Genomic DNA, 24,943 nt, shown 5'->3' with positions numbered 1-24,943 from the left:
CCCATGACAAAGGCCTGACATGCACAACAACAAGAAAGCGCTGCCTGAGAACACTGATGTACTGATCATCGGCAACGGTCCGGTCGGCGCCACGCTAGCTGCCTTGCTCGGCCGCTATGGCGTCCAGACCCTGATCATCGACAAGGCTCACGAGATCCTGCTGATGCCGCGCGCGATCGCCCTCGACAACGAGGCGCTGCGCATCCTTCAGCTGGCGGGCCTGGGCGAAGACGCCTTCGACAAGATCGTGATTCCGGAAGTACGCATGCACTGCCCGATGATCGGCCAGTTCGGTCGTGCCAATACCACCGGCAGCCTGGATGGACACCCCAAGCTGGTGACCTTCTACCAGCCGGATCTGGAACGCTCGATGCGTGCGCACTATCAACGCTTCGACAACGTCACCAGCCTTGGCGGACTGGAGCTGGAAGACCTACGTCAGGACAGCGACGGTGTCACCGCCTGCCTTCGCGCCGAGGACGGCAGCCAGCACCAGGTTCACGCGCGCTATCTGGTAGGTGCAGATGGCGCCAGCTCCAGAGTACGTAGCCTCATTGGCCAGGATTTCGAGGGGCAGAGCTACTCCGAGGACTGGCTGATCGTCGATGCCTGTCAACGCGAAGGAAAGGCCATCGAGCACATCGAGTTCCTCTGCGATCACCGTCGCCCTACCCCACACATGCCGGCCCCTGGCGGCCGCGAGCGCTGGGAGTTCATGCTGCGCGCAGGAGAAACCCGTGACCAGGTGGAGGACACCGGCTTCATCAGCACCCTACTGCAGCGCTGGATCGAGCCCAGCCAATTAAAGATCGAGCGCAAGGCGGTCTATCGCTTCCACGCGCGCTGCTGCAAGCATTTCCAGCAAGGTCGTGTGTTCCTGGCTGGTGACGCGGCCCACATCACCCCGCCATTCGTTGGCCAGGGCCTGGTCGCAGGGCTGCGTGACGCTGCCAATCTGGCGTGGAAACTGAGCTGGGTACTCAAGGGCCAGGCAAACCCAGCGATTCTCGACAGCTACGAACAGGAACGTCGCCCCCACGCCCAGGAAATGATCGACATGGCCAAGTTCATGGGACGCCTGATCATGCCACGCAACGCTCTGCTGGCCTTTCTGGGGCACGGCATGATGCGCACCCTGGGCCTGATCCCGGCGGCGCGGCGACACTTCGAGGAACTGGAGATCAAACCCAAGAACATCTTCAAGCGCGGCCTGTTCATGAACAAGACTCGCTGCGCTCGACTACCTCGGGGCGGCCTGCTGCCTCAGGGCCTGGTACGTACGCCCGATGGTCGCATCCTGCCGAGCGACGACGTGCTCGGAGATGGCCTGACACTGATCGGCCTGGGCACGGATCCCCGCGCGACCCTGAGCCCTGAGCAGATAAAACGTTGGGAGGCGGTAGGCGGGCGTTTCCTGCAGATAGGTCCTCAGGGCCAGCGCAGCCATTCCACCACTCCGTTCATCGAAGACCTCGGCCTGCAATTGACTAGCGCCATGCCGCTGGGCTCGCTAATGGTGGTTCGCCCGGACCGTATCCTGATGCACGATGGCGCTGCCGATCAGGCCGCCAGGATCATTTCCGACTCCCTGCAGCTGTTACGAAAGTGAATGGCCTGGCCGCCAACCACTCCATTATCATCGGGGCCTATTTACCAGGGGCTGAGCATGAGCAGAGCCGATACACCCAACCTCGAACCTGCGCCGCTGAGCCGTGGCCACAAGAAGCGCGAACGAACCCGTCGCGGTCTCATCGATGCTGCCGTGCGCCTGTTCGCCCACAAGGAAGTGGGTGAAATCGCGCTACTCGACGTCGCCAATGAGGCAGAAGTAGCCAGCGGCACCGTCTACAACTACTTTCGCTCGCGCGATGAGGTCGTAGAGGCCGTCGGACTGGCCATGGCCGATGAATTCTCCGAAGCCATCGCCCAGCACAGCGTGGGCGTCGACAGTGGCGCACGTCGCATCGCCATTGGCGTGCGAATGTTCATCCTGCGCGCTATCAACGACCCAGACTGGGCGAGCGCCGTGGTACGCGTGGTGCACTTTGACCAGGCCATGCGCTCGAAGATTGCCAATTACGTCTTGACCGACCTGCGCGCGGGAAAAGACCAAGGCGTCCTGACCTATGAACATGAGGCGATCGCCCTCGACCTACTGGTCTCCTGCACACTCGGCGCCATGCGCAGCGTCGTCGAGGGGCGCAGCGTCGACGAACACGACGTGCTGGTGGCCGAAATGGTTCTCAAGGCCCTGGGCGCGACAGCAGCCAGAGCACGCAAGCTGGCCCGACATGACTTGCCGAGCCAACCGGCACTCTAGCAGCCTTTGCTCGCCACCCAGCGTCGATAGCGACGCGCTTGCAGTTTCTGCCTCAACTGGCTGCCAACCAAGGCCAGAAGAGGCGATGTCTGCGCATTGCTCGGCTTGCCACTGCCCAGCAACACCAGTTGCTTCTTGACCACAGCCTGGGTCGCGGCAGCAGCCAGCGCCCTGTTCTTCCAGCCCACGACCACGGGCGGTACCGCAATATCGTCGCCCGCACGCCAACGCGCAGGCAGTCCTGGTTCGATAGCCAGGGCGGTAGCCATGCCGACCATCGCAACGCCACGCTCGATAATGCGCTCGGCTACAGCCCTGCGGCGTACCCCACCGGTCACCATGATGGGCATCGCTGCCACTTGGCCGATGCGCTCGGCGAACTTGAGAAAATAGGCCTCACGCGCAAGCGTGCTGCCATCACGGGTCTGCCCCTGCATGGCCGGGCTTTCATAGCTGCCGCCGGAGAGTTCGACCAGATCCACCGCACGCTCTGCCAGCATCTTCACGACCGCCTCAGCGTCGCCCACCTCGAAGCCGCCACGCTGAAAATCCGCTGAGTTGAGCTTGACCGCCACACAGAACTGCGGAGCAACCTGAGCCCGCACCGCCTCGACGGTGCGCAGCAGAATACGCGCACGATTCTCCAGACTGCCGCCCCAACCATCGCGACGACAGTTACTGAGCGGAGACAGGAACTGGCTGAACAAGTAGCCATGAGCTGCATGAATCTGCACCCCGGTGAAACCGGCACGCTCAGCCAGAACCGCGGCAGTCACGTAGCGCTGGATGATCTGCTCTATCTGCCTCTCATCCAGCGCCTGCGGCTGCACGAAGAGCTTGGATAGCCCGGGGATATCGACCGGGATCGCCGACGGCCCCAGCGCCGGTTGCCCCAGATTGGCCATCAACTGCCGTCCAGGGTGGTTGATCTGCAACCAGGCCTGAGCCCCATAGCTGCGAGACGCAGCAGCCCAGGCCCGGAAATTTGGCAGATGCTCATCATCTTCCAGCACAACGCCCGCCGGCCCGGTCAGGGCATGCCGATCCACCATCACGTTGCCGGTGATGATCAGACCGGCCCCGCCCTTGGCCCAGGCCCGATAGAGCCGAATCAGGGTAGGCCCGGGCGCGTGCTCGGCGTCCGCCAGGTTTTCCTCCATGGCGGCTTTGGCCAGGCGATTGGGGATGACGCTGCCGTTAGGCAGGCGCAGGGGCTGAAACAGATCGCTCATCGGTGAAGCATCCTCGGCAAGGAAATGGGGTCATGCACTGGCAGGTGTGCGACCACGAACACCCCGAACAGAAGAACATATAAATTCAAAATTGAACACCAGAGTCTAATTTTTAACACAACTGCTTGACCAAAATTAAACACCCGTGTTCAATTACCCCACAACCACCCTGGAGCTAACACCGTTGACACAGCTCAGCACCGCTCAACGCCGTATATACAAAGCAGCAGTCCGTCTGTTTGCGGAAAAAGGCGCTACCCAATTGAACGTCAGCGATCTTGCTCAGGAAGCCGGTGTTGCACGCGGCACTATCTACAACAACGTTGAGAACATGGATCAGTTGTTTCAGCAGGTCGCCAGCCAGTTGAGCAAGGAGATGCACTTGCGCGTCCACAGCAGCTTCGCCGCAGTGGAGGACCCGGCAGAACGCCTATCCATAGGCATGCGCCTGTTCATCCGACGCACGCATGAAGAACCCCACTGGGGCGCCTTCCTCAATCGCTTCGCCCTGGGCGATGCCTCGCTGCGCGAAATGTTCTACAGCCAGGCCACCACCGATGTGCTCACGGGCCTTGAAAAGGGCCGCTATCGCTTCCCGCAAAGCCACCTGGCCAGCGTTATCTCATTGATCGCCTGCTCGACACTCGGCTCCATGTTGCTCGTGCTCGAAGGCATCAAGACCTGGCGTGACGCTGGCAGCGAAGCGGCCGAATTGGTTCTGCGCGCGCTAGGCGTGCCTGAAGACGAGGCGCAACGACTGGCGAGTATCGAGCTGCCGCTCCTGCCAGCCCTGGACTGATTGCCACCTGACACCCCAGCGACCCTGCTGCACAGGGTCGACGGCCCGGCTTTGCCCGAAAAAAGCCACGGAGAACGACAATGGCAAAACAAACCACAACAGCCATGCTCGCCACACCCCAGCCGGCACGTCACCCTCAGCCGACTGTCCGCGCCCAGGCATTGGCTCATCTGATCTTCGAGCGCCCGGATCTGAAGCAGGCCGAACGTTTTCTCGGCGACTTCGGCTTGCACACTGCTCGGCGTGATACCACCACCTTGTACATGCGCGGCACCGGCTCTGCGCCCTACTGCTATCGCGTACACCATGCCGAGCGCCCGCGCTTTATCGGCTTCGGCCTGACGCTCGCCAGCCGCACCGACCTTGAACGTATCGCCGCTCTGCCCGGGGCCTCCGATATCGAGCCACTCGAAGGCCCCGGAGGCGGTGAGCGAGTACGGCTGACTGATCCATCGGGCTTTCTGGTAGAGGCCATTCATGCTCAACAACCTGCCGCAGTCATGGCCCATCGCGCTCCGTTGCCACTCAATCTGGTGGACGAAACGCCACGCATCAACGCCACCCAACGACCGCCCATCGCGCCACCCGAGATCATCAAGCTCGGTCATGTGGTGCTGGAAGTAGCCGACTACCAAGCCACCTGCGCCTGGTACACACAGCATTTCGGTTTTATTCCCAGCGACGTGCAAGTGCTACCGGACGGCTCGCCTGCCGTCACCTTCATGCGCCTAGATCTGGGTGATACGCCCACCGATCATCACACCCTGGCGATTGCACAGGGTTTCATGGCCGCTTACAGCCACAGTGCCTACGAGGTGGTGGACGCCGACGCCGTCGGAATGGGCCAACGCGTGCTGCGTGAAAAAGGTTGGAAACATGCCTGGGGCATCGGTCGGCACATCCTCGGCAGCCAGATATTCGACTACTGGCAAGACCCTTGGCGCGACAAGCACGAGCACTACTGCGATGGCGACCTGTTCACGGCCGGCCACCCCACCGGCGTGCATGCGGTCAGCCCCGAAGCAATGTCGCAATGGGGTCAGCGCATGCCCAAGAGCTTCACCAAACCCGTACTCAACCTGGCGGCCATAGCCGCCCTGCTGCGCAACCTGCGCCGCAGCCCGGACCTAACCCTGCGCAAGCTGATCACGCTGGCGCGGATGTTCGGCTAGAGGCGTTGCCAGCATGCCCGGCTGGAAACGTCGCACAGTGCTCAAGAGCTGCCTGTTCGTGGCCGCCGGAGCAATGTTGCCCGCCAACTGCCGAGCCCATTCAGCACAACAAGACATTGCCATCGAGCAAACCACCGCTTCATCGGGAGCCCTTGCCATGCCAGTCCATATCGTCCGTTTCGAGCACCAGAACCTCGTCCAGTGGGGGGTGATCCGCCAAGGTCTTATTTCCCGTATCCCCGGCGACTACGCCAGCACCGGGGAGCTGATCCGCCATACCCAACTGGCGCACCTGGCAGCCTTGCCCGATGGCGACCTACCGCTGGAGGCGGTGAAACTGCTTTCACCGGTAACCCGCGACCAGCAATTCATCTGCCAAGGCGCCAACTACCGGCAGCACATGATCGAGTCCGGCATGGACCCGGACGTGAAGAAATTCAATATGATCTTCACCAAGGCGACCAGTTGCATCGTCCCGGCGGACAGTGAGCTGATCAAACCGCGCGAGGTGCGCTTTCTCGACTACGAAATCGAATTGGGCCTGGTGCTCAAGCGCGATATCGACGCCAGGCAGCTGGTGACCGACGCCAACCTGCACGAGTTCGTGGCTGGTGTGGTGATCGTCAACGACTATTCGGCGCGGGATATCCAGATACCGCAGATGCAGTTCTACAAGGGCAAGAGCTACCGCACCTTCGGCCCAGTCGGTCCTTATCTGTGCCTGCTCGATGCCAAGGACATGCCCTACCTGAAAAAACTGCAGCTACGCCTGAGCGTGAATGGCCAGACGCGTCAGGACGACAGCACCGCCAACCTCGTATTCGGCCCGGCGGAAACATTGACCGAACTGTCGGGAGTACAAAATCTGGCCGCCGGTGACCTGATCGCCACGGGCACCCCGGCCGGCTGTGCACTGAGCATTCCCTCCCCTGCCAAGCAACGTATCGCCGCCCTGCTGCCCGAAGCGGTCAAGTGGAAAGCCTTCATGAAGGCGCAGGAAGGACGCAGCGATTACTACCTGAAGTCAGGCGATGTCGTCGAAGCCAGCATCCGCAGCGCCGATGGTCTGATCGACCTAGGCAGGCAGCGCAACGTCGTGGTGGAGCAAGCCTGATGGCCGTCGCGTCCTATCTAGATATCGAGGCCATCGAACAGGTCCCGCTGAGCCAGCGAGGCCTGGCCGAGAGCACCTATGCGGCCCTACAACGCAGCGCCAGGGCGCATGCTCAGGCGCCAGCGCTGAGCTTTCTGCTCGATGCGCAGAATTTTCGACGAACGCACGACTGGAACTACGCCGAGCTGTTCGCCGACATCACCCGAGCCGCCAATGCCTTTCACGGTCTCGGCATCGGCCCTGACGACGTGGTGGCCTTCATCCTGCCCAACCTGCCGGAGACGCACTTCACCATATGGGGAGGCGAAGCCGCCGGCGTGGTGATGGCGATCAACCCGCTGCTCGAGGCTCCGCAGATCGCTGAACTGCTGCGAGCAGCCAAGGCCAAGGTGGTGGTCACCCTGGCACCGACACCCGGCAGCGATTTGTGGAGCAAGGTATCCAGCCAACTCGACCAGTTACCAAGCGTGCAAGAGCTGGTGTGGGTGAGCATGACACCCTACGTCGGCCCTCTCGCGAGCCTGGCCCTGCGCTGGATGGCGCTGCGTGAAAAGCGCAACCAGCGCTGGCGCCGTATCCACGATCTGCGCACGCTGATGCGCCAGCAACCTGGCGACCGACTCATCAGCGGCCGACAGATCCGTCCGGGCGAGCCCTCATCCTACTTCTGCACGGGCGGCACCACGGGTTTACCGAAGATTGCCGTACGCACTCACGGCTCGGAGGTATTCAACGCCTGGGCAATGGCCGCCAACATGCAGCCGCGCCACACCGGCCAGGTGATTTTCTGCGGTTTGCCACTGTTTCATGTCAACGGCCAGTTGGTCACTGGCCTGATGCCCTGGAGCCAGGGCGACAAAGTGATCATCGGCACCCCACAGGGTTATCGAGGTACGGGCGTGATCGCGAACTTCTGGGCGATGACCGCGCATTTCGGCATCAACTTCTTTTCCGGCGTGCCCACCGTCTATTCCGCCCTGTTGCAGCAGCCAACGGCCGGGCACGATATTTCCAGCCTGCAGTACGCACTGTGCGGCGCGGCGCCCATGCCAATCGAACTGTTCCGCGAGTTCGAGCAGCGTATCGGCGTACCGATTCTGGAGGGTTATGGCCTGACCGAGGCGGCCTGCGTGTCGTCCATCAACCCACCGGCAGGCGAACGAAGGGTCGGCTCCATCGGCCTACGCCTGGCCTATCAGAACATGCGCGCGGTAATTCTTGCCGACGACGGCAGCTACCAGCGTGATGCGCAGCTCGACGAGGTGGGAATCATCGCCATTCGCGGCCCCAACCTGTTCGCCGGCTATCTCGAGCCGCTGCACAACAAGACTGTCTGGATCGATATTGATGGCCAACGCTGGCTCAACACCGGCGACCTGGGGCGACAGGATCAACAGGGTTATTTCTGGCTGACTGGACGCAAGAAGGAGCTGATCATCCGCGGCGGGCACAACATCGATCCGAAGCAGATCGAAGAGGCGCTGCAAGCACACCCTTGCGTGGCTTTGGTCGCCGCGGTCGGCAGCCCGGATGCGCATGCCGGCGAAGTTCCAGTGGCCTACGTGCAGTTGAACCCGGGCGCCAGTTGCGACGAAGAGACGCTGCTGGCTTTCGCGGCCGAGCGCATCAGCGAAAAGGCCGCCGTGCCCAAGCGCATCGAGGTGCTTGAAGCACTGCCCGTGACGCCCGTGGGCAAGATTTTCAAACCCGCCCTTCAGCAGCGTGAGATCGCCCAGGTGGTGCTCCTGGAGGCCGCACGCAGCGGGATCGTCGACCTGCAGGTAGATGTCGTGCAGGACGCTCGACGCGGCCTGGTGGTGCAGCTCACCGATGGCCCGCAGCGCGAACGTCTGGGCAGTGCACTCGGCCGCTACAGCTTCCCGGTCGACTGGTTGCCAGCTGCCACGCCGCCTGGCTGACAGCACGCGCTAAGCCAGCGCAATTCACCGCACAAACATCACTCCCTGCCAACACAGAGGTAGGCCCCACTCGTCCTCAAAAACGTGCCGTACAACAAAAACAAGAGGTAGAACACATGAGTAAAGCCATTTCATGGCGGCGCAGCCGCCTGCCGCTGGCCATCGGCCTGGCCAATAGTCTGGTGCTGCCAGCTCAGGCCATCGACTTCAACATCGGCGAGATCGAAGGCCAGTTCGACTCGTCGCTCAGCATCGGTGCCAGTTGGTCCGTACGCAACGCCGACCCGCACCTGATCGGTGAAAACAACGGGGGCAAGGGTTTTGCCAGTGGCACGGACGACGGTCGCCTGAACTTCCGCAAAGGCGAGACCTTCTCCAAGATCTTCAAAGGCATCCACGACCTGGAACTGAAGTACGCAGACAGTGGACTGTTCGTGCGCGGCAAGTACTGGTACGACTTCGAACTCAAGGACGAAAACCGCCCGTTCGTAGACGTCGAAGACAGCAATCGCAAGCAGGCCGCCCGCGCCTCCGGCGCCGAACTGCTGGATGCGTTCATCTATCACAACTACGTGATCGGCGAACTGCCAGGCACAGTGCGTCTGGGCAAGCAGGTGGTGAGCTGGGGTGAAAGCACCTTCATCCAGGGCGGTATCAACAGCATCAACCCGGTTGACGTTTCGGCCTTTCGCCGTCCCGGTGCCGAGATCAAGGAAGGCCTGATCCCGGTGAACATGTTCTACCTGTCGCAGAACCTCACCGACAACCTCTCCGCCGAGGCCTTCTACCAGCTCGACTGGCAGCAGACCGTGGTCGACAACTGCGGCACTTTCTTTTCGCAGAATGACTTCGTCGCCGATGGCTGCGATGTTCTGACGGTAGGGCCGAACCTGAGCGACAACCCGTTCGCCCAAGCGGCGCTGACGCCTTTCGGTATCACCCTGGACCCACAAGGCATCCGAGTGCCTCGGCAAGGCGACGCCGATGCCCGTGACAGCGGCCAGTGGGGCCTGGCCCTGCGTTGGTTCGTGCCCTCCATCGACGCCGAGTTTGGCGCCTATGCGCTCAACTACCACAGCAGGCAACCCTACGTGAACTCGGTGAGCAGCCCGAACATCGCCGACAGCAATTTCATCCCGCAACTGTGCGCCAACCTGGGCATTCCAGACCCTGCGCTCTGCGCGGGGCTGCTGGGGCCAGCGCTGAACGATCTGGGCGCAGCCTATCGCCTGGGAACGTCCCGCTATCAGGTGGCCTACCCCGAGGACATTCGCCTCTACGGCCTGAGCTTCGCCACCACTTTGCCTACCGGCACGGCCCTGTCCGGGGAGATCAGCTACAGACCCCACATGCCCATGCAACTCAATGCAGTCGACCAGGTACTGGCGGGCACCGGCGACCCTGCGGTCTCCCCGTTGCTCTCGTCCGGCGCTTATACGGCGACTAACTCGACCTTGATGGAAGGCTACCGACGCAAACCCATGACCCAGGTGCAGTTCACCGCAGTGCACTTCTTCGATCAGGTAATGGGCGCAGACCGCCTGACCCTGGTCGGTGAAGTCGGCCTGGTGCACGTCGGCGATCTGGAGGGCAAGGGTGGGCTGCGTTATGGCCGCGACCCGGTGTTCGGTCAGGGCGCCCTGTATCCCGATAACCAGCTGTGCCGCACCGTCACCAGTGCCAACACCGCGCAGAACTGCAATGACCACGGATTCCTCACCAGCACCTCCTGGGGTTACCGCGCACGCGCGATCTGGGAGTACAGCAACCTGATCCCGGCCATGACCTTCAGACCCAATCTGGCCTGGTCGCACGACGTCGACGGCTACGCCCCGGAGCCTGGCTTCAACGAAGGCAGCAAGGCCATCAGCGTCGGTCTGGATGTCGAGTACCGCAATACCTACTACGCCAGCCTGTCGTACACCGACTTTTTCGGCGGCCAGTACAACACCAGCATCGACCGCGACTTCGTCGCGCTCAGCTTCGGCATGTCTTTCTAAGCGGGAGTACGGATCATGAAACACCTTATGCAGAACGCTATCTTCAGTCTCTTGCTACTGACCAGCACAGTGCAGGCTGCAGTCTCCCCTGATCAGGCCGCCCAGCTCGGCAGCAGCCTCACTCCACTGGGTGCGGAGAAGGCAGGCAACGCCGATGGCAGCATTCCGGCCTGGACCGGCGGGCTCGCCAAGAACACTGGCAAGAAAAGCCCACAGGGCTTTCTCGACGATCCCTTCGCCAGCGAACAACCGCTGTTCACCATCACGGCACAGAACGCCGAGCAGTATCAGGACAAGCTGAGCCCAGGCCAGTTAGCCATGCTCAAACGCTACCCGGACACCTACCGACTACCGATATACCCCAGCCATCGAACGGTTGCCTTGCCGGAGTTCGTCTACAAGGCCGTGCGTGCCAATGCCGAGCGCGCCCAGATGATCGAAGGTGGCAACGGCCTGAACGACTTTCAGGTGGCCTACCCGTTCCCCATTCCACAGAACGCGCAGGAGGTCGTCTGGAACCACCTCACCCGCTATCGCGGCGGCAGCATGAAACGAAACAGCGTGCAGGTGACGCCAGAAAAGAACGGCTCGTTCGTGCCGGTGAAATTCAAGATGGAGTTCGCCTACCGCGATCAGCTCAAGGACTACGACCCGGCCAAGCCAGGCAACGTGCTGTTCTACTACAAGGAGCAGATCACCTCGCCCGCGCGCCTAGCGGGCAACGTGCTGCTGGTGCATGAGACCCTCAACCAGGTACGCGAACCGCGCATGGCCTGGCTCTACAATGCCGGCCAGCGGCGCGTACGACGTGCCCCGCAGGTCGCCTATGACGGCCCCTACCCGGCCTCTGAAGGGCAGCGTGTCGGTGACAACTTCGACATGTACAACGGCGCCCAGGATCGCTACGAGTGGAAGCTGGTCGGCAAGCGCGAACTGTACATCCCCTACAACAGCTTCAAGCTCGACTCACCCACGCTGAAATACGCCGACATTGTCCAGGCTGGCCACCTCAACCCCGACCACACCCGCTACGAGTTACATCGGGTCTGGGAGGTAGAGGCGACCCTCAAGCCCGGTGAACGACATATCTATGCCAAGCGCGTGTTGTTCATCGACGAGGATTCCTGGCAGATCGTCCTGGCCGACCATTACGACGCCCGCGGCACCCTCTGGCGCGTCGGTGAAGGCCATATGCAGCCCTACTACGACGTGCAGGTACCCTGGCTGGCCGTGGATACGCTGTACGACCTGTTGAATGGCCGCTACATCGCCTCCGGCTTACGCAACGAGGAAAGTCAGGGCGTCGAGTTCGGCACCAAACCGCTCGCGGCCGACTACACGCCTGCCGCCCTGCGCAACTCGGGCGTGCGCTGAGTATCATCCGCCCGTCGCACAACACAAGCCGCCACCACGACTGGCGGCTTTTTCATATCAAAGAGTCCGTTGCAGGCGATCACTCGTTCATGCCAGATACAGAGCGGCCAGAGGGCTTGAGTGCAGAAAAAAATAGGAGGGTTCAACAGGCGCGATCAGCGCGAAACGCTTACTGAAATCAGGAGATATCGAGACTGGAGGTGGACCCTACCAGCCACACCCCGGCACACAATGTTCCCGCTGTGGCTGCTCCCTTCCGGGCCTGACCAGGTTAACGGGTAATCGTTGCGAGGGGACCGGCAGGGCCACCATAACGCTGCCCGCCATTGCGACGAGCCGCGCCATTGTAACGGCTAAACGTAAACTTACAACTGCTTCAAACACTTAGATACGCGAGACACTGACGTCACACACGGAAGCGTCCCACCAACTGAGCCAGACCATGAGACAGATCGGACAGGTGCTGGCTGGCCCGCGAGCTCTGTTCGGAGGTTTGCGCCGCCTCGTTGGACAGGTCGCGAATATCGCTGATGTTGCGGGCGATTTCTTCGGTGACGCTGCTTTGCTCCTCGCAGGCAGTGGCGATCTGCGCCGCCATGTCGTTGATGCGCTGCACCGAGTCACCGGTGACGCTCAGCGCCTGATCCACACCAGCGGCCTGCTCCACGCTCTGCCGCGCGCGGGTACTGCCCGAGTGTGTGGCCTTGACTGCGTTCTGCACACCAGCCTGCAGGCGCTCGATCATTTGCTGGATGTCCTTGGTCGACTCCTGGGTACGCGCGGCCAGCGCCCGCACCTCATCGGCGACCACGGCGAAACCACGGCCCTGCTCGCCTGCCCGCGCCGCCTCGATGGCCGCGTTGAGTGCCAGCAGGTTGGTCTGTTCGGCGATGCCCTTGATCACCGCCAGTACCGCACCGATGTTGGCGGTTTCCTGCTCCAGGGTCTGGATGGTGTCGGAGGCGCTTTCCACTTCCTGAGCCAGCTGACGGATCGAATGGATGGTCGCCCCCACCACCTGGGCCCCCTCGCGCGACTGTTGCTCGGCATTGCGCGCTGCATCGGCAGCGCTCTGCGCGTTGCGCGCCACTTCATGCACCGCCACGCTCATTTCGGTGGCTGCAGTACTGACCTGATCCACCGCCGCGTGCTCGCTGCTGATCAGCCGGTCATTGGCAGCCGCCAGGCCAGCCAGGCTTTTGGCCGAATCGGCGACTTCGTCAGTGACGCGGCCGACTTCCTTGATCAAGGGTTGCAGCTTGTCGAGGAAGCGGTTGAAGGCATGGCTGAGCTGGCCCAGTTCGTCCTTGGACAGCACGTCCAGGCGCACACGCAGGTCGCCGTCACCATCGGCGATCTGTTCGATACGATGCAGCAGGTTGTGCAGCGGACGGGTCACCAACAGCGGGAAGCCTACCACCAGCACCAGGCACACCAGCAGGCCGATGGCGATGATCAGCCCTTGCTGCCAGGCCAGAGACTCGCCACGGGCGATGGCTTCGGTGCCCACCGCATTGGCCGCGTTGTCCTCAAGCTCGCCGAGCTTGTCGATGGCACTGCGCGCCTCTTCGAATTGCACCTCGCTGTCGGCGAAACTCAACCGACTAGCGGCATTGGGGTCGCTGTTGGCCAGTTCCAGCACGCGCAACGAGGTCGCCTTCCAGCGTTCAAAACCACGGTCGAAGTCGGCCACCAGAGCCAGCGCTTCGCTGCCTGGCTGCATCTCGGCGAACTTGTGCACGCGGTCATAGGCCTGCTGCAGGTTCTCAGCATGCGAGGTGCGCAACTGCGCGGCATGCGAACCGGAGTCTTCGTCGAGCAGGCTGCGCTCGGCGACGAAGGCCTGGTACAGGTCCCGGTCGGCATTGAGCAGCAGGCTGATTGCAGGCAGATGGCGATTGGTCAGCGTGGTACTGGATTCAGCGACCTGAGTGATGCCACGTACACCCAAGGCTCCCATCGTTACCAGCAAGGCGGCCAGCAACAGAATCGGCAGGGCAATTTTCCAACGGAACCCCAGATCAGTGAATGCACGCAGCATGATGGCACTCCAGCATTAGGCAGGTCTCAGTAGCTTAGTCGAGCCTTGCCAAGTCGCCGTCTGGCCGCGCAAAAATCCGGATAATCTCTAACGCTGAGCTAACCTTCTTCACGACCACCCGCGCCACTCGTCGCATCCCGCAGTTCGGCCATGATGAGCATTCCCGAGGCACGCGCACGCCACCTCAGGAGCAACCATGGCCAATTCACATAGCCCCTTCCATCCGATCATCTACGTGCGTGGCTACGCCATGACCCCGGGAGAGATCGACCAGACCAGTGCCGACCCGTTCTGCGGTTTCAACCTCGGCTCCACCGTCTACCGTGCGGTAGCGGAGAAGACCCGCCAGCCACGCAAGTTTGTCTTCGAGTCGCCGGTGATTCGTCTGGCCTCGGAGTTCGACTATCAGGACGTATACGAAGACGGCTACGACATTCTCGACCCGGAATGGGCCGCCAACCCGGATAACCGTCTGGGCAGCCGCTCGATCATCATCTATCGCTATTACGACGAAGCCTCCCGGCTGCTGGGTATCGGCAGCACACCAAGCCTGGAGGTGTTCGCCAGCAAGCTTGGCGAGCTGATTCTCAAGGTGCGCGAGCTGGTGTGCGCCAACCCGAAGAACGCCATCACCAAGACCGACTTCCGTTGCTACCTGGTGGCCCATTCGATGGGTGGCCTGGTGTGCCGAGGCCTGCTGCAAAACCCCAAGCTGGATCCAGGTGGCGCGGCCCAGCTGGTGGACAAAGTGTTTACCTACGCCACGCCACACAATGGTATCGACCTGCTCGGCATCAACCCGCCAAGCTGGCTTAGCCTGAGCGACATCAGCAACTTCAACCGCCAGCGCCTGGCGACTTTTCTCGATCTGGAAGCCGCCTACAAGCTCACCGAACGCGTCGACTGGCTACCCGAGGCACGTTTCCCGTCGAGGCGCTTCTTCTGCATGGTTGGCACCAATCGCATGGACTACGAAGCCGGTCTCGGCCTCTCACGTACCTTCGCAGGCCACGGCAGCGACGGCCTGGTGCGCATCGACAACGCGACTCTCTGCGGCCTGGATGCTCGCAACAAACCGACAGCCCCTTGTGCCAAAGCCTTTACCTATAGAGCGCATTCTGGCTACTTCGGCATCGTCAACAGCGAGGAGGCTTACCAGAATCTCACCCGTTTTCTGTTCGGCGATGTGCGTGTAGACATCTGGGCCGAAGTTGACGCCATCAGCCTGCCCAAGGAGCTGCGCAAAGCGGCAAGCCAGGGGCAATCAGTCAACGCCTTGTACCAGTTCGAAGTACTCGCCGCCCCTCGCGGCAAGCTCTGGTACCTGAGCCGGCGCACCGCCGAGGAGGACTCGGTGGCCTGTCTCGCCCATCAGCATTGGCTCAAGGCACCGCAGGAGAATGGCAAGCTGTACCTCGGCAGCCTGTTTCTCGCAGACCGGGCGCGCGTGAACAGCAGGCGCAAGGGACTGGCCTATACCTTGACCTTCAACGTTCGCGTGCCGGACTACGAGGTGGAGCGCAAGCTGTGGGTCAACCAGCACTTCGAGGGGAGCTATCTGTTCCGCAACAGCCTGATGCTGGAAATAACCCCACCCGGCGCCGACAGCGACTGGCAAGTGAGTCACGCCTGGCAGAACCAGGGAGTGCACAGCGCCGACCGCAAACTCGATGGCAACCGTCAGAAGGATGGAAGCCTGGAGCTCGAAGTGCCGTTTGACAGTGCCAGTGAACCTGGTATCAGTGGCCGACTGCGTTTTTTGGTCGCACGCTGGAACCACCAGGACTGATGCGACACTAAGCCCTATCGGTAAAGTCTGTCAGGCGCTGCCGAGCCATCCCTTTTGTGCTAGCTTTCCCACGTTTTCGGCTGTGCGGCTTCATGTCTGCCAAGCCGAACCTCTCACCTGCAAACGGAGTTACATCATGGCAATCACCAAAGACCAACTGATCAGCGACCTGGCCGAGGCCGTTTCCCTGCCCAAAGCCACTGTCCGCACCCTGATCGATCAGCTGGGCGAAATTGTCGGCGACGCGCTGGAAAACGACGGTGAGATCACCCTGCCGGGTATCGGCAAGCTGAAGGTGAGCGAGCGCCCGGCCCGTACTGGCCGTAACCCGCAGACCGGCAAGAGCATCGAAATCGCTGCCAAGAAAGTGGTCAAGCTGGTGCCTGCCAAGGCCCTGACCGACGCTCTGAACTGATTCAGAGTCCGGCCGCGATCCCTTCTGGATCGCGGCCTTCCCCTACCTTACCTTAGTTAGCCAGCACCTCGACGCTGCCGCGCATACCGGCCTGGTAATGCCCGGCGATCAGACAGGCGAACTCGAACTCGCCGGCTCGGTTGAACGTCCAGATCATCTCGCCCTGCGCCTCTGGCGCGACATGCGCCATATACGCTTCACCATGAGCCATGCCCGGCGCCCTAAGCATTTCGGCGGCATGTTCATCCAAGGTCTGCCGCGTCCCTAGCACGAACTCGTGCATCAGCTTGCCATCGTTGTGATGAACGAAGCGGATGGTCTCACCCTGCCTGACCTGCAACCGCTCCGGTGTGAAGCGCATGCTGTCGCCCATGCGAATCTCCACGGTGCGATCGACCTTGTCGGCCTGCCCGGCAATGCCCCAGGGTTTCTGCGCTGGCCCGTGATCCATCATCTGCATATCGCCATGTCCGGCGTGACTGTCTTCATGGGCCTGCGCCTGCAGTGCAGGCAACAGTGCCGCGAGAAGCAGAGCCAGCAAGGGGCTGATACGTCGTTTCATCTTTGCATCTCCAATCGTTGGTAACGTTCACGCGCAAGCGCGCGTGCGGCGTGCCGGCTGCTGCAGCCGGCCTGAGGCCGTGGTTGAAAGGGGTTCGATCAGGAGAAAGTCGGACGGGGTGGGCGCTCGGGCGTATCTGCCACTATGGACACCAGGCGCGGGCTCAGCGCCTGAGGTGGCTCGGCACGCTGCACCTCAGCGGCCTGGACAAAGGGCTGGGTGAACACCACCGCACTGAAGCAGAACGTGCAGAGGCTGCAGGAGGCGGCTTTCGCCGGGTGATGCTGGCCGTCGGCTGCTGGCTTCATCGCTGCATGCCGCTGACCATGCTCGGGCATCACATGCACGCTGGCGCTACGGTGCACCTGCTGGCAAAGCTGCATGCCGAATGCGGCCATCGCTTGCATCGGCAAGGCCAGCATCAGGAGGCAGACTAGAGCGGTACGCAGCCGTTCGCGCATGGATAAGCCAGTTACCAGTTGGATTGCAGGCGTCGATTATCCACCTCGAGTGGCGATCCTCCAAGCCCGTTCACAAGCTCAGGTGGCCACCGTACAGCCCATACCCGGCCAGTAGCGCCGTCACCAGCACCGCAGCAAAGATCAGCCACTCGTAGCCCCTGAACAGCACCTGCCCCAGCTCTCGCTTGGCTCTGTGGAACAACAGTACGCCTGGGGCATAGAGCAGTGCCGAAAGCAGCAGGTATTTCATCCCGCCGGCATACAGCAGCCAGATGGTATAGAAGGTCGCCAGCAGGCTGACCAGCAGATCCTTGCGCCGCACGCCGACCTGTCCCTCGTACGTCTCGCCGCGCAGTACCAGTAGCAAGGCGTAGACCGACGACCACAGGTACGGCACCAGGATCATCGAGGATGCCAGGTAGATCAGCGACAGGTAGGTGCCCTGGGCGAACAGGATGATCAGCAGGAACAGCTGGATCATCGTGTTGGTCAGCCACAGCGCATTGGTGGGCACCTGGTTGGCGTTTTCTCGGCGCAGGAAGGCCGGCATGGTGCCGTCCTTGGCCGAAACGAAGAGGATCTCCGCACACAGCAGCGCCCAGGACAGCAACGCACCGAGCAGCGAAACCGCCAGGCCGATGCTGATGAACACGGCCCCCCAGCGGCCCACCACATGCTCCAGCACACCCGCCATGGAAGGGTTCTGCAGTGCAGCCAGCTCGGGCTGACTCATCACCCCGAGCGACAGCAGGTTGACCAGCATCAGCAGCGCCAGCACGCCGAGAAAACCGATCACCGTGGCCTTGCCCACATCGCTGCGGCGCTCGGCGCGCGAGGAATAGACGCTGGCGCCCTCGATGCCGATGAACACGAACACGGTGACCAGCATCATGTTGCGCACCTGTTCCAGCACGCTGCCGAATTGCGGGTTGCTGCGCCCCCAGATGTCGCGAGTGAAGATCTCGCGGTCGAAAGCCAGGCCGACAATGACGATGAACAGCAGGATCGGCACCAGCTTGGCCACGGTGGTAATCAGGTTGATCAGCGCCGCCTCCCTGATCCCGCGCAGCACCAGAGCATGCACGCACCACAGCAGTACCGAGGCGCAGCCAATGGCCAGCGGCGTATTGCCCTCGCCGAAGGCTGGAAAGAAATACCCCAGGGTCGAGAACAGCAGGACGAAGTAGCCGACGTTGCCCAACCAGGCACTGATCCAGTAGCCCCAGGCCGATGAGAACCCCATGTAGTCGCCAAGACCGGCCTTGGCGTAGACATAGACCCCACCATCGAGCTGCGGCTTGCGGTTGGCCAGACTCTGGAACACGAACGCCAGCGCCAGCATGCCCACCGCGGTAATACCCCAGCCGATCAGCACCGCCCCAACGTCGGCCCGCGCGGCGATATTCTGCGGCAGCGAGAAGATGCCGCCGCCCACCATCGACCCCACCACCAACGCGGTCAGCGATCCTACCCCCAGCTTGCGACATTCCCCTGTCATGAACACCTCGAGCGTGAGCCTGATCCTCACTCTAGCAGCCCGATAGCAGCCTGATGCCAAAACGGCAGACCGATCCAAGCGTGGCCTGGTGCCTGGCGTGAAGATGCTCGACGCAGTTGCGCGACAGCTCCTTCAGCCACCACGAGGTCATCCGCCATGCAGCCCACCGCCAACCTGGGCGCCGGTAGTCCCGGCGTCGAATCCACCACCCAGTCCTTTCTCGAAGCCCTGGCCGCCGGCGGTGGTACACCGCTCGAACAACTCCCGCCCCTGGAGGCACGCGGGGTGCTCACCGGCGCCCAGGCCTCGGTCGAGGTCGATCTATCCACCGTGGAAACCCGCGAACACAGCATCGAGGCCGCCGGCCAGACACTGAAGCTGGTGGTAGTGCGTCCGGCGGGCAGCCAGGGCACCCTGCCGGGCTTCATGTTCTTCCACGGTGGCGGCTGGGTGCTGGGCGACTATCCCACCCACGCACGACTGATCCGCGATCTGGTGGTGCACTCCGGCGCCGCGGCTATCTACGTCGACTATACCCCCTCGCCCGAAACGAAATACCCAACTGCGATCAACCAGGCATATGCGGCAACCCAATGGGTGGCCGCCAATGGCAACCAGATCGGTGTCGACGGCGCCCGCCTGGCCGTGGCTGGTAACAGTGTCGGCGGCAATATGGCGGCGGTGGTCGCACTCAAGGCCAAGGAAGCCGGCACGCCGAAGTTACGTTTCCAGCTGCTGCTGTGGCCGGTGACCGACGCCAGCTTCAACAACGCCTCCTACAACCAGTTCGCCGAGGGGCATTTCCTGACCCGCGCGATGATGGAGTGGTTCTGGGACAACTACACCACCGACCCGAAACAGCGTAACGAGATCCATGCCTCGCCGCTGCGCGCCAGCCTGGAACAGCTCAAAGGCCTGCCGCCAGCCCTGGTGCAGACCGCCGAGATGGATGTGCTGCGTGACGAAGGCGAAGCCTACGCGCGCCGCCTGGGCGCGGCCGGGGTGGCGGTCAGCGCCGTGCGCTACAACGGCATGATCCATGACTACGGTCTGCTCAACGTGATCGCTGAGGTACCTGCCGTACGCACGGCCATGCAGCAGGCCGGCGCGGCCCTGCGTGAACACCTGGCCTGATCACCACAGCCCGATACCAGAACCGTAGTCCCATCCAATCCAGGCGGTGGCCGCTTTGCGATAGTCCCGGCGTCTACCCGACGGCAACGACCGACGGGATGCGTGCATCGACCACCGCCTCACCGACAGGTAACCGCTATGAGCAATCCAAAAACCGAAGTCCTCACCCCGCACAACAGCCAGCTGATCTTCATCGACCAGCAGCCACAGATGGCCTTCGGCGTGCAGAGCATCGACCGGCAAACCCTGAAGAACAACACCGTGGGCCTGGCTAAAGCCGCCAAGATCTTCAACGTGCCGACCATCATCACCACGGTCGAGACCGAAAGCTTCTCCGGCCACACCTACCCCGAACTACTCGCCGTATTCCCCGACGCGCCGCTGCTCGAGCGCACCTCGATGAACTCCTGGGACGACCAGAAGGTCCGCGACGCGCTGAAGAAGAACGGCCGCAACAAGGTCATCGTTTCCGGCCTGTGGACCGAGGTGTGCAACACCACCTTCGCCCTCTCCGCCATGCATGACGCCGGCTACGAAATCTACATGGTCGCCGACGCCTCTGGTGGTACCTCGCAGGCCGCTCACGACTACTCCATGCAGCGCATGATCCAGGCCGGCGTAGTGCCGGTGACCTGGCAACAGGTGCTGCTGGAATGGCAGCGCGACTGGAAGAACCGCGACACCTACGACGCAGTGATGGAACTGGTGAAGGAACACTCCGGTGCCTACGGCATGGGCGTGGACTACGCCTACACCATGGTGCACAAGGCACCTGAGCGCGTTGAGCATGGGCCGACCCTGGCCCCTGTAGCGGCGCCCATCTGACCTCATGACGGCGGAAACGCCCTCGACTCGACCAGTGGCGCGCATCGGTGCGCGCCGCTGGATCGACAAAACCAAAGCCTCGAGCAGAGTCTCCAGCATGAGTGAGACGCAAGCAGAAACCGTCACTCTGGTGGTACGCCATCAGGTTCGCCCAGGCCACGTGCCGCGTTACGAGGCCTGGTTGCGACGCATCATCGCCACCGCCAGCCAATGCCCTGGCCACCTGGGTGTCGACGTGGTGCGTAGCCATCAAGCCTGCCTGACGCAGTTCACCTGCGTGCTGCGCTTCGCCAGCCTGCAGCAGTTGCAGAATTGGATCGAATCGGAACAACGACGTCAGTTGATCGCCGAAGTCGAGCCCCTGCTACGCGCGGGTGATCAGCTGGAAATCGCCGAGAACAAGGAATTCTGGTTTGTGCCAGAAAGCGCGCAGACGCCGCCACCGCGTTGGAAACAGGCGTGCGTCACCTTCCTGGTCATCCTGCCACTGAGCCTGCTGGTACCGCTGCTCTGGCAACCCCTTTTCCACCTTACTCCCTGGCTCGGCGCTTACCTGCCAAGCAACACCTTGATCACCCTGAGCATCGTCCTGCTCGTGGTGTACCTGTTCATGCCCATGGTCACGCGCCTGTTCGACGCCTGGCTTAATCCAACCGTTGACGAGAATCGATCATGAGCCAGGATCCCTCCGACCCGAAACGCCGCCATTTTCTCGCCACCAGTAGCGTGCTTGGCGCCGCCGGCGCGTTGTGGTCTGCCCTGCCCTTCGCGGCCATGGCCAGCGACTCATCCGTCAATTCATCAGGAGGCAACATGAGCGCCGATCTCATTCTCTACAACGGTCGCCTGCATACGGTCGACCGCGAAAACCCCCAAGCCAGCGCCGTGGCCATCAAGGACGGGCGCTTCGTCGCCGTTGGCAGCGACGCCGAGGCCATGGCCCTGCGTGGTGACAGCACCCGCGTGATCGACCTGCAAAAGCGCACGGTCATCCCCGGCCTCAACGACTCGCACCTGCACCTGATTCGCGGCGGGCTCAACTACAACCTGGAGCTGCGTTGGGAAGGCGTGCCGTCGCTGGCCGACGCCCTGCGCATGCTCAAGGACCAGGCCGACCGCACGCCAACGCCGCAGTGGGTGCGCGTGGTCGGCGGCTGGACCGAATTCCAGTTCGCCGAAAAACGTCTGCCGACGCTGGATGAGCTGAACCGAGCCGCACCGGACACCCCGGTGTTCGTCCTTCACCTCTATGACCGCGCCCTGCTCAACCGCGCGGCACTGCGCGCCGTGGGCTACGACAAGAACACGCCGAACCCGCCCGGTGGCGAGATCCAGCGCGATGCCAGCGGCGAGCCCACCGGCATGCTGATCGCCCGGCCCAATGCGCTGATCCTCTACGCCACCCTGGCCAAGGGGCCGAAGCTGCCGTTGGAGTATCAGGTCAACTCCACCCGCCAGTTCATGCGCGAGCTCAACCGCCTGGGCGTGACCAGCGCCATCGATGCCGGCGGCGGCTACCAGAACTACCCAGACGACTACCAGGTGATCCAGGAGCTGGCCGACAAGGATCAGCTCACCGTGCGCATCGCCTACAACCTGTTCACCCAGAAGCCCAAGGAAGAGCTGACCGATTTCAAGAACTGGACCAGCAGCGTCAAGCTGCACCAGGGCGATGACTTCCTCCGGCACAACGGCGCTGGCGAGATGCTGGTGTTCTCCGCCGCCGACTTCGAAGATTTTGTCGAACCGCGCCCGGACCTCGCACCGAGCATGGAGGCCGACCTAGAGCCCGTGGTACGTCACCTGGTCGAGCAGCGCTGGCCGTTCCGCCTGCACGCCACCTATGACGAGTCCATCTCGCGCATGCTCGACGTGTTCGAGAAGGTTGACCGCGACATGCCGTTCAATGGCCTGCCCTGGCTGTTCGACCATGCCGAGACCATCAGCCCACGCAACATCGAGCGGGTACGCGCGCTGGGCGGCGGCATCGCTATCCAGCACCGCATGGCCTTCCAGGGCGAATACTTCATCGACCGTTACGGTGCCAAGGCTGCCGAGGCCACCCCGCCGATCCAGCGCATGCTGGCCGAGGGCATTCCGGTTGGCGGCGGCACCGACGCCACCCGCGTAGCCAGCTACAACCCCTGGACGGCACTGTATTGGCTGGTCAGCGGTAAAACCGTCGGCGGCACCACGCTCACCCCGCAGGGCCTGTCACGCACCACCGCGTTGCAGCTGTTCACCCACGGCAGTGCCTGGTTCTCCAGCGAGCAAGGCAAGAAGGGGCAGATCAAGGTAGGCCAGCTGGCCGATCTGGTGGCCTTGAGCGCGGACTTCTTCAGCATCGAGGAAGAGCAGATCAAGTGGCTGGAGTCGGTATTGACCGTGGTCGGCGGCAAAGTGGTGCACGGCACCGGCGAGTTCGACAAGCTTGCCCCGCCGACGCTGCCGATACTGCCAGACTGGTCGCCGGTGGCCATGGTGCCTGGGCACTGGAAGCCGTCAGCGGCGCCCATGGCCGCCAGCATCCACCAGTGCATCGGCGCCTGCTCGGTGCATGCCCACCAGCATGACCGCGCACGTCGCAGCAGCATCCCGGTGAGCGATCACCAGGGCTTCTGGGGCGCCTTCGGCTGTTCGTGCTTTGCCTTCTGACATGGCCGACGAGAAAGCTTCGCCGTGGGGCGCACTCAACCACAGCACTTTCCGCTGGCTGTGGCTGGCCAGCATAGCCTCGAATATCGGCACCTGGATGCACGAGGTCGGCGCCGGCTGGCTGATGACCAGCCTGTCGGCCAACCCCATGCATGTGGCACTGGTGCAGGTCGCAGGCTCTGCGCCGATGTTCCTCTTGGCGCTGCCAGCCGGGGCCATGGCCGACATCATCGACAAGCGCCGCTACCTGCTTGGCGTGCAGGTGTGGATGGCCACAGTGGCAACCCTGTTGGCGACCCTGACGCTGCTCGGGCTGACCACGGTCTGGCTGTTGCTCAGCCTGACCCTGGCCATGGGCGTCGGTACCGCGCTGATGATGCCGGCCTGGTCGGCGCTGACACCAGAGCTGGTGAGCAAGCGCGATCTGCCCTCGGCCATCGCCCTGTCCAGCCTAGGCATCAACGTCGCCCGTGCGCTCGGCCCGGCCATCGCCGGGGTACTGGTCAGCTTGAGTGGTCCCTGGGCGACCTTCGCTCTCAACGCACTGTCGTTCTTCGCAGTGATGGCGGTGCTGCTGACCTGGAAGCGCGAACGCCAGGTCGCCGCCTTCCCGGCCGAACGTCTGCTCGGTGCGATGCGTGCCGGCTGGCGTTACAGCCGCGCGTCGAAGCCGCTCCAGGCGGTACTGGTAAGGGCTGCGGCGTTCTTCGTCGGCGCCAGCGCCGGTATGTCGCTGCTGCCGCTGATCGTCCGTGGCGAGTTGCAGGGCAGCGCCAGCGACTTTGGTCTGCTGCTGGGTAGCGTTGGTATCGGCGCAGTGCTTGGCGCCACGTTGCTACCCAAGCTGCGTGAGCGCATCAGCGCCAACAAGCTGGTGGCCATGGCCAGCGCACTCTACGTGCTGGTGCTGCTGGCCCTGGCCTGGGTGCGTGAATTCGCCGCACTACTACCGGTGATGCTGCTCAGCGGCGCCGCGTGGATCGCCGTGCTGTCGAGCCTGCAAATCAGCGCACAGACCTCGGTGCCGGATTGGGTGCGAGCCCGTGCGCTGTCGGTGTATATCCTGGTGTTCTTCGGCAGCATGGCCGCTGGCGGTGCACTCTGGGGCTATGTCGCCAGCCAGGCCTCGATTCCGGTCGCCATGGTCGCCGCAGCGGGTTGCCTGGCGCTGGGCTTGTTGCTGACGCTGCATTTCCCACTGCCGGTGACCGAAAGCGAAGACCTCGCGCCATCGCTGCACTGGCCAGCACCGATCCTGGCTGACGAAGCCGATCTGGAGCGCGGCCCGGTCATGGTCACCCTGCGCTACGACATCGCCCCGGAGCATGCGGCCGGCTTCCGCCAGGCGATGGCCGAGGTCGCCCGTATGCGCAAACGCAACGGCGCGTTCTCCTGGGGCCTGGTGCAGAACAGCGAGAATCCACGGCAGTGGCAGGAGTTCTTCTTCGACGAGTCCTGGCTCGAACACCTGCGTCATCACGGCCGGGTAACGCGTGCCGAGCAACGCATCGAGGCTGCAGCCAGGCATTTTCAGAACCCGGACGTTCCCGTGCACATCGAGCATTTTCTGATGCCGGCCAAGGACGTGCCCCATGCCACCCCCTGAAGACGGCACCTGCCCGAACCAGGGCAT

Annotated in this window: 20 protein-coding genes, 1 other RNA gene and 1 pseudogene; 15 read left to right on the top strand and 7 right to left on the bottom strand. The window is 62.7% G+C overall.

Annotated features, from left to right (window positions below; genetic code table 11):
* Nucleotides 1-19 precede the first annotated feature (19 nt).
* Together mhpA and CDO35_RS15020 are read left to right on the top strand one after the other, a co-directional pair.
* On the top strand, nucleotides 20-1,609 hold the full coding sequence (gene mhpA / locus CDO35_RS15025) for a bifunctional 3-(3-hydroxy-phenyl)propionate/3-hydroxycinnamic acid hydroxylase MhpA (RefSeq protein WP_099525501.1): 1,590 nt from the start codon (nucleotides 20-22) through the stop codon (nucleotides 1,607-1,609).
* A 57-nt stretch (nucleotides 1,610-1,666) separates the two neighbouring features.
* Entirely contained in the window at nucleotides 1,667-2,320 is a 654-nt protein-coding gene (locus CDO35_RS15020) for a TetR/AcrR family transcriptional regulator (protein ID WP_099525500.1), read from the top strand.
* Here the strand turns inward: CDO35_RS15020 and CDO35_RS15015 are convergent.
* Nucleotides 2,317-3,552: an NADH:flavin oxidoreductase/NADH oxidase family protein gene (locus CDO35_RS15015; RefSeq protein WP_099525499.1), complete on the bottom strand. Its 1,236-nt coding sequence runs from the start codon at nucleotides 3,550-3,552 to the stop codon at nucleotides 2,317-2,319. The two genes, CDO35_RS15020 and CDO35_RS15015, sit on opposite strands and share 4 nt — an antisense overlap.
* Before the next feature lie 184 nt (nucleotides 3,553-3,736).
* Here CDO35_RS15015 and CDO35_RS15010 point away from each other — a divergent pair, with 184 nt between their 5' ends.
* From CDO35_RS15010 to CDO35_RS14985, 6 genes are all read left to right on the top strand, one after another.
* Nucleotides 3,737-4,351, top strand: coding sequence for a TetR/AcrR family transcriptional regulator (locus CDO35_RS15010; protein ID WP_099525498.1), 615 nt, complete (start codon nucleotides 3,737-3,739; stop codon nucleotides 4,349-4,351).
* Between the two features lie 80 nt (nucleotides 4,352-4,431).
* The gene (locus CDO35_RS15005; RefSeq protein WP_243699092.1) at nucleotides 4,432-5,523 is read left to right on the top strand and encodes a VOC family protein; all 1,092 of its coding nucleotides are present in this window, start codon (nucleotides 4,432-4,434) and stop codon (nucleotides 5,521-5,523) included.
* A 157-nt stretch (nucleotides 5,524-5,680) separates the two neighbouring features.
* Nucleotides 5,681-6,637, top strand: coding sequence for a fumarylacetoacetate hydrolase family protein (locus CDO35_RS15000; protein WP_099525496.1), 957 nt, complete (start codon nucleotides 5,681-5,683; stop codon nucleotides 6,635-6,637).
* Nucleotides 6,637-8,556, top strand: coding sequence for an acyl-CoA synthetase (locus CDO35_RS14995; RefSeq protein ID WP_099525495.1), 1,920 nt, complete (start codon nucleotides 6,637-6,639; stop codon nucleotides 8,554-8,556). The genes CDO35_RS15000 and CDO35_RS14995 overlap by 1 nt, the downstream gene beginning before the upstream one ends.
* A gap of 116 nt (nucleotides 8,557-8,672) precedes the next feature.
* A complete protein-coding gene (locus CDO35_RS14990; RefSeq protein ID WP_099525494.1) occupies nucleotides 8,673-10,556 on the top strand; it encodes a DUF1302 domain-containing protein in 1,884 nt (627 codons plus the stop codon).
* A gap of 15 nt (nucleotides 10,557-10,571) precedes the next feature.
* A complete protein-coding gene (locus tag CDO35_RS14985) occupies nucleotides 10,572-11,930 on the top strand; it encodes a DUF1329 domain-containing protein (RefSeq protein ID WP_099525493.1) in 1,359 nt (452 codons plus the stop codon).
* 205 nt (nucleotides 11,931-12,135) lie between these two features.
* Here the strand turns inward: CDO35_RS14985 and ffs are convergent.
* From ffs to CDO35_RS23290, 3 genes and pseudogenes are all read right to left on the bottom strand, one after another.
* Nucleotides 12,136-12,232, bottom strand: an RNA gene (ffs, locus tag CDO35_RS14980) — signal recognition particle sRNA small type.
* A gap of 104 nt (nucleotides 12,233-12,336) precedes the next feature.
* Nucleotides 12,337-13,071, bottom strand: a complete 735-nt coding sequence (locus CDO35_RS23295) for a methyl-accepting chemotaxis protein (RefSeq protein ID WP_371916976.1) — start codon at nucleotides 13,069-13,071, stop codon at nucleotides 12,337-12,339.
* Between the two features lie 123 nt (nucleotides 13,072-13,194).
* A pseudogene (locus tag CDO35_RS23290) lies at nucleotides 13,195-13,971 on the bottom strand (HAMP domain-containing protein); the annotation flags it as partial.
* A 196-nt stretch (nucleotides 13,972-14,167) separates the two neighbouring features.
* On the opposite strand from CDO35_RS23290, the gene CDO35_RS14970 reads away from it, so the two are divergent.
* Together CDO35_RS14970 and CDO35_RS14965 are read left to right on the top strand one after the other, a co-directional pair.
* Nucleotides 14,168-15,760, top strand: a complete 1,593-nt coding sequence (locus tag CDO35_RS14970; RefSeq protein ID WP_099525491.1) for an alpha/beta hydrolase family protein — start codon at nucleotides 14,168-14,170, stop codon at nucleotides 15,758-15,760.
* A gap of 136 nt (nucleotides 15,761-15,896) precedes the next feature.
* On the top strand, nucleotides 15,897-16,175 hold the full coding sequence (locus CDO35_RS14965; protein WP_013715180.1) for an HU family DNA-binding protein: 279 nt from the start codon (nucleotides 15,897-15,899) through the stop codon (nucleotides 16,173-16,175).
* A 52-nt stretch (nucleotides 16,176-16,227) separates the two neighbouring features.
* Here CDO35_RS14965 and CDO35_RS14960 read toward each other — a convergent pair whose 3' ends face one another.
* From CDO35_RS14960 to arcD, 3 genes are all read right to left on the bottom strand, one after another.
* Complete coding sequence (locus CDO35_RS14960; RefSeq protein ID WP_099525490.1) at nucleotides 16,228-16,737, bottom strand: cupredoxin domain-containing protein; 510 nt, start codon at nucleotides 16,735-16,737, stop codon at nucleotides 16,228-16,230.
* 98 nt (nucleotides 16,738-16,835) lie between these two features.
* Nucleotides 16,836-17,198, bottom strand: coding sequence for a hypothetical protein (locus CDO35_RS14955; protein ID WP_099525489.1), 363 nt, complete (start codon nucleotides 17,196-17,198; stop codon nucleotides 16,836-16,838).
* Between the two features lie 70 nt (nucleotides 17,199-17,268).
* Nucleotides 17,269-18,696: an arginine-ornithine antiporter gene (gene arcD / locus CDO35_RS14950; RefSeq protein WP_099525488.1), complete on the bottom strand. Its 1,428-nt coding sequence runs from the start codon at nucleotides 18,694-18,696 to the stop codon at nucleotides 17,269-17,271.
* A gap of 156 nt (nucleotides 18,697-18,852) precedes the next feature.
* Between arcD and CDO35_RS14945 the strand changes: the two genes are divergently transcribed.
* The 5 genes from CDO35_RS14945 (at nucleotide 18,853) to CDO35_RS14925 (ending at nucleotide 24,916) form a co-directional block, all read left to right on the top strand.
* A complete protein-coding gene (locus tag CDO35_RS14945) occupies nucleotides 18,853-19,830 on the top strand; it encodes an alpha/beta hydrolase (protein ID WP_099525487.1) in 978 nt (325 codons plus the stop codon).
* Between the two features lie 138 nt (nucleotides 19,831-19,968).
* Nucleotides 19,969-20,655, top strand: a complete 687-nt coding sequence (locus tag CDO35_RS14940) for a hydrolase (protein ID WP_099525486.1) — start codon at nucleotides 19,969-19,971, stop codon at nucleotides 20,653-20,655.
* Between the two features lie 97 nt (nucleotides 20,656-20,752).
* Nucleotides 20,753-21,331 carry an antibiotic biosynthesis monooxygenase gene (locus CDO35_RS14935; protein ID WP_166432410.1) on the top strand — a complete coding sequence of 193 codons (579 nt, stop codon included), beginning with the start codon at nucleotides 20,753-20,755 and terminating at the stop codon, nucleotides 21,329-21,331.
* A 137-nt stretch (nucleotides 21,332-21,468) separates the two neighbouring features.
* Entirely contained in the window at nucleotides 21,469-23,310 is a 1,842-nt protein-coding gene (locus CDO35_RS14930; protein ID WP_166432416.1) for an amidohydrolase, read from the top strand.
* Nucleotide 23,311: 1 nt separating this feature from the next.
* Entirely contained in the window at nucleotides 23,312-24,916 is a 1,605-nt protein-coding gene (locus CDO35_RS14925; protein ID WP_099525483.1) for an MFS transporter, read from the top strand.
* Nucleotides 24,917-24,943: the final 27 nt, after the last annotated feature.

Origin of the sequence: Pseudomonas sediminis (genome assembly GCF_002741105.1) — a bacterium.
GTDB classification, from domain to species: Bacteria; Pseudomonadota; Gammaproteobacteria; order Pseudomonadales; family Pseudomonadaceae; genus Aquipseudomonas; species Aquipseudomonas sediminis.
This window is presented reverse-complemented; position numbering and strand designations above follow the sequence as displayed.

What these genes read in the sequence shown, in the direction of transcription:
- CDO35_RS14925 (WP_099525483.1), top strand. Translation starts at nt 23,312, where the DNA reads ATGGCCGACGAGAAAGCTTCGCCGTGGGGCGCACTCAACCACAGCACT.
- CDO35_RS14960 (WP_099525490.1), bottom strand. Translation starts at nt 16,737, where the DNA reads ATGAAACGACGTATCAGCCCCTTGCTGGCTCTGCTTCTCGCGGCACTG.
- CDO35_RS15000 (WP_099525496.1), top strand. Translation starts at nt 5,681, where the DNA reads ATGCCAGTCCATATCGTCCGTTTCGAGCACCAGAACCTCGTCCAGTGG.
- CDO35_RS14955 (WP_099525489.1), bottom strand. Translation starts at nt 17,198, where the DNA reads ATGCGCGAACGGCTGCGTACCGCTCTAGTCTGCCTCCTGATGCTGGCC.
- CDO35_RS14990 (WP_099525494.1), top strand. Translation starts at nt 8,673, where the DNA reads ATGAGTAAAGCCATTTCATGGCGGCGCAGCCGCCTGCCGCTGGCCATC.
- mhpA (WP_099525501.1), top strand. Translation starts at nt 20, where the DNA reads ATGCACAACAACAAGAAAGCGCTGCCTGAGAACACTGATGTACTGATC.
- CDO35_RS14965 (WP_013715180.1), top strand. Translation starts at nt 15,897, where the DNA reads ATGGCAATCACCAAAGACCAACTGATCAGCGACCTGGCCGAGGCCGTT.
- CDO35_RS14985 (WP_099525493.1), top strand. Translation starts at nt 10,572, where the DNA reads ATGAAACACCTTATGCAGAACGCTATCTTCAGTCTCTTGCTACTGACC.
- CDO35_RS14940 (WP_099525486.1), top strand. Translation starts at nt 19,969, where the DNA reads ATGAGCAATCCAAAAACCGAAGTCCTCACCCCGCACAACAGCCAGCTG.
- CDO35_RS15005 (WP_243699092.1), top strand. Translation starts at nt 4,432, where the DNA reads ATGGCAAAACAAACCACAACAGCCATGCTCGCCACACCCCAGCCGGCA.
- arcD (WP_099525488.1), bottom strand. Translation starts at nt 18,696, where the DNA reads ATGACAGGGGAATGTCGCAAGCTGGGGGTAGGATCGCTGACCGCGTTG.
- CDO35_RS15020 (WP_099525500.1), top strand. Translation starts at nt 1,667, where the DNA reads ATGAGCAGAGCCGATACACCCAACCTCGAACCTGCGCCGCTGAGCCGT.
- CDO35_RS14970 (WP_099525491.1), top strand. Translation starts at nt 14,168, where the DNA reads ATGGCCAATTCACATAGCCCCTTCCATCCGATCATCTACGTGCGTGGC.
- CDO35_RS14945 (WP_099525487.1), top strand. Translation starts at nt 18,853, where the DNA reads ATGCAGCCCACCGCCAACCTGGGCGCCGGTAGTCCCGGCGTCGAATCC.
- CDO35_RS14995 (WP_099525495.1), top strand. Translation starts at nt 6,637, where the DNA reads ATGGCCGTCGCGTCCTATCTAGATATCGAGGCCATCGAACAGGTCCCG.
- CDO35_RS14930 (WP_166432416.1), top strand. Translation starts at nt 21,469, where the DNA reads ATGAGCGCCGATCTCATTCTCTACAACGGTCGCCTGCATACGGTCGAC.
- CDO35_RS15015 (WP_099525499.1), bottom strand. Translation starts at nt 3,552, where the DNA reads ATGAGCGATCTGTTTCAGCCCCTGCGCCTGCCTAACGGCAGCGTCATC.
- CDO35_RS14935 (WP_166432410.1), top strand. Translation starts at nt 20,753, where the DNA reads ATGAGTGAGACGCAAGCAGAAACCGTCACTCTGGTGGTACGCCATCAG.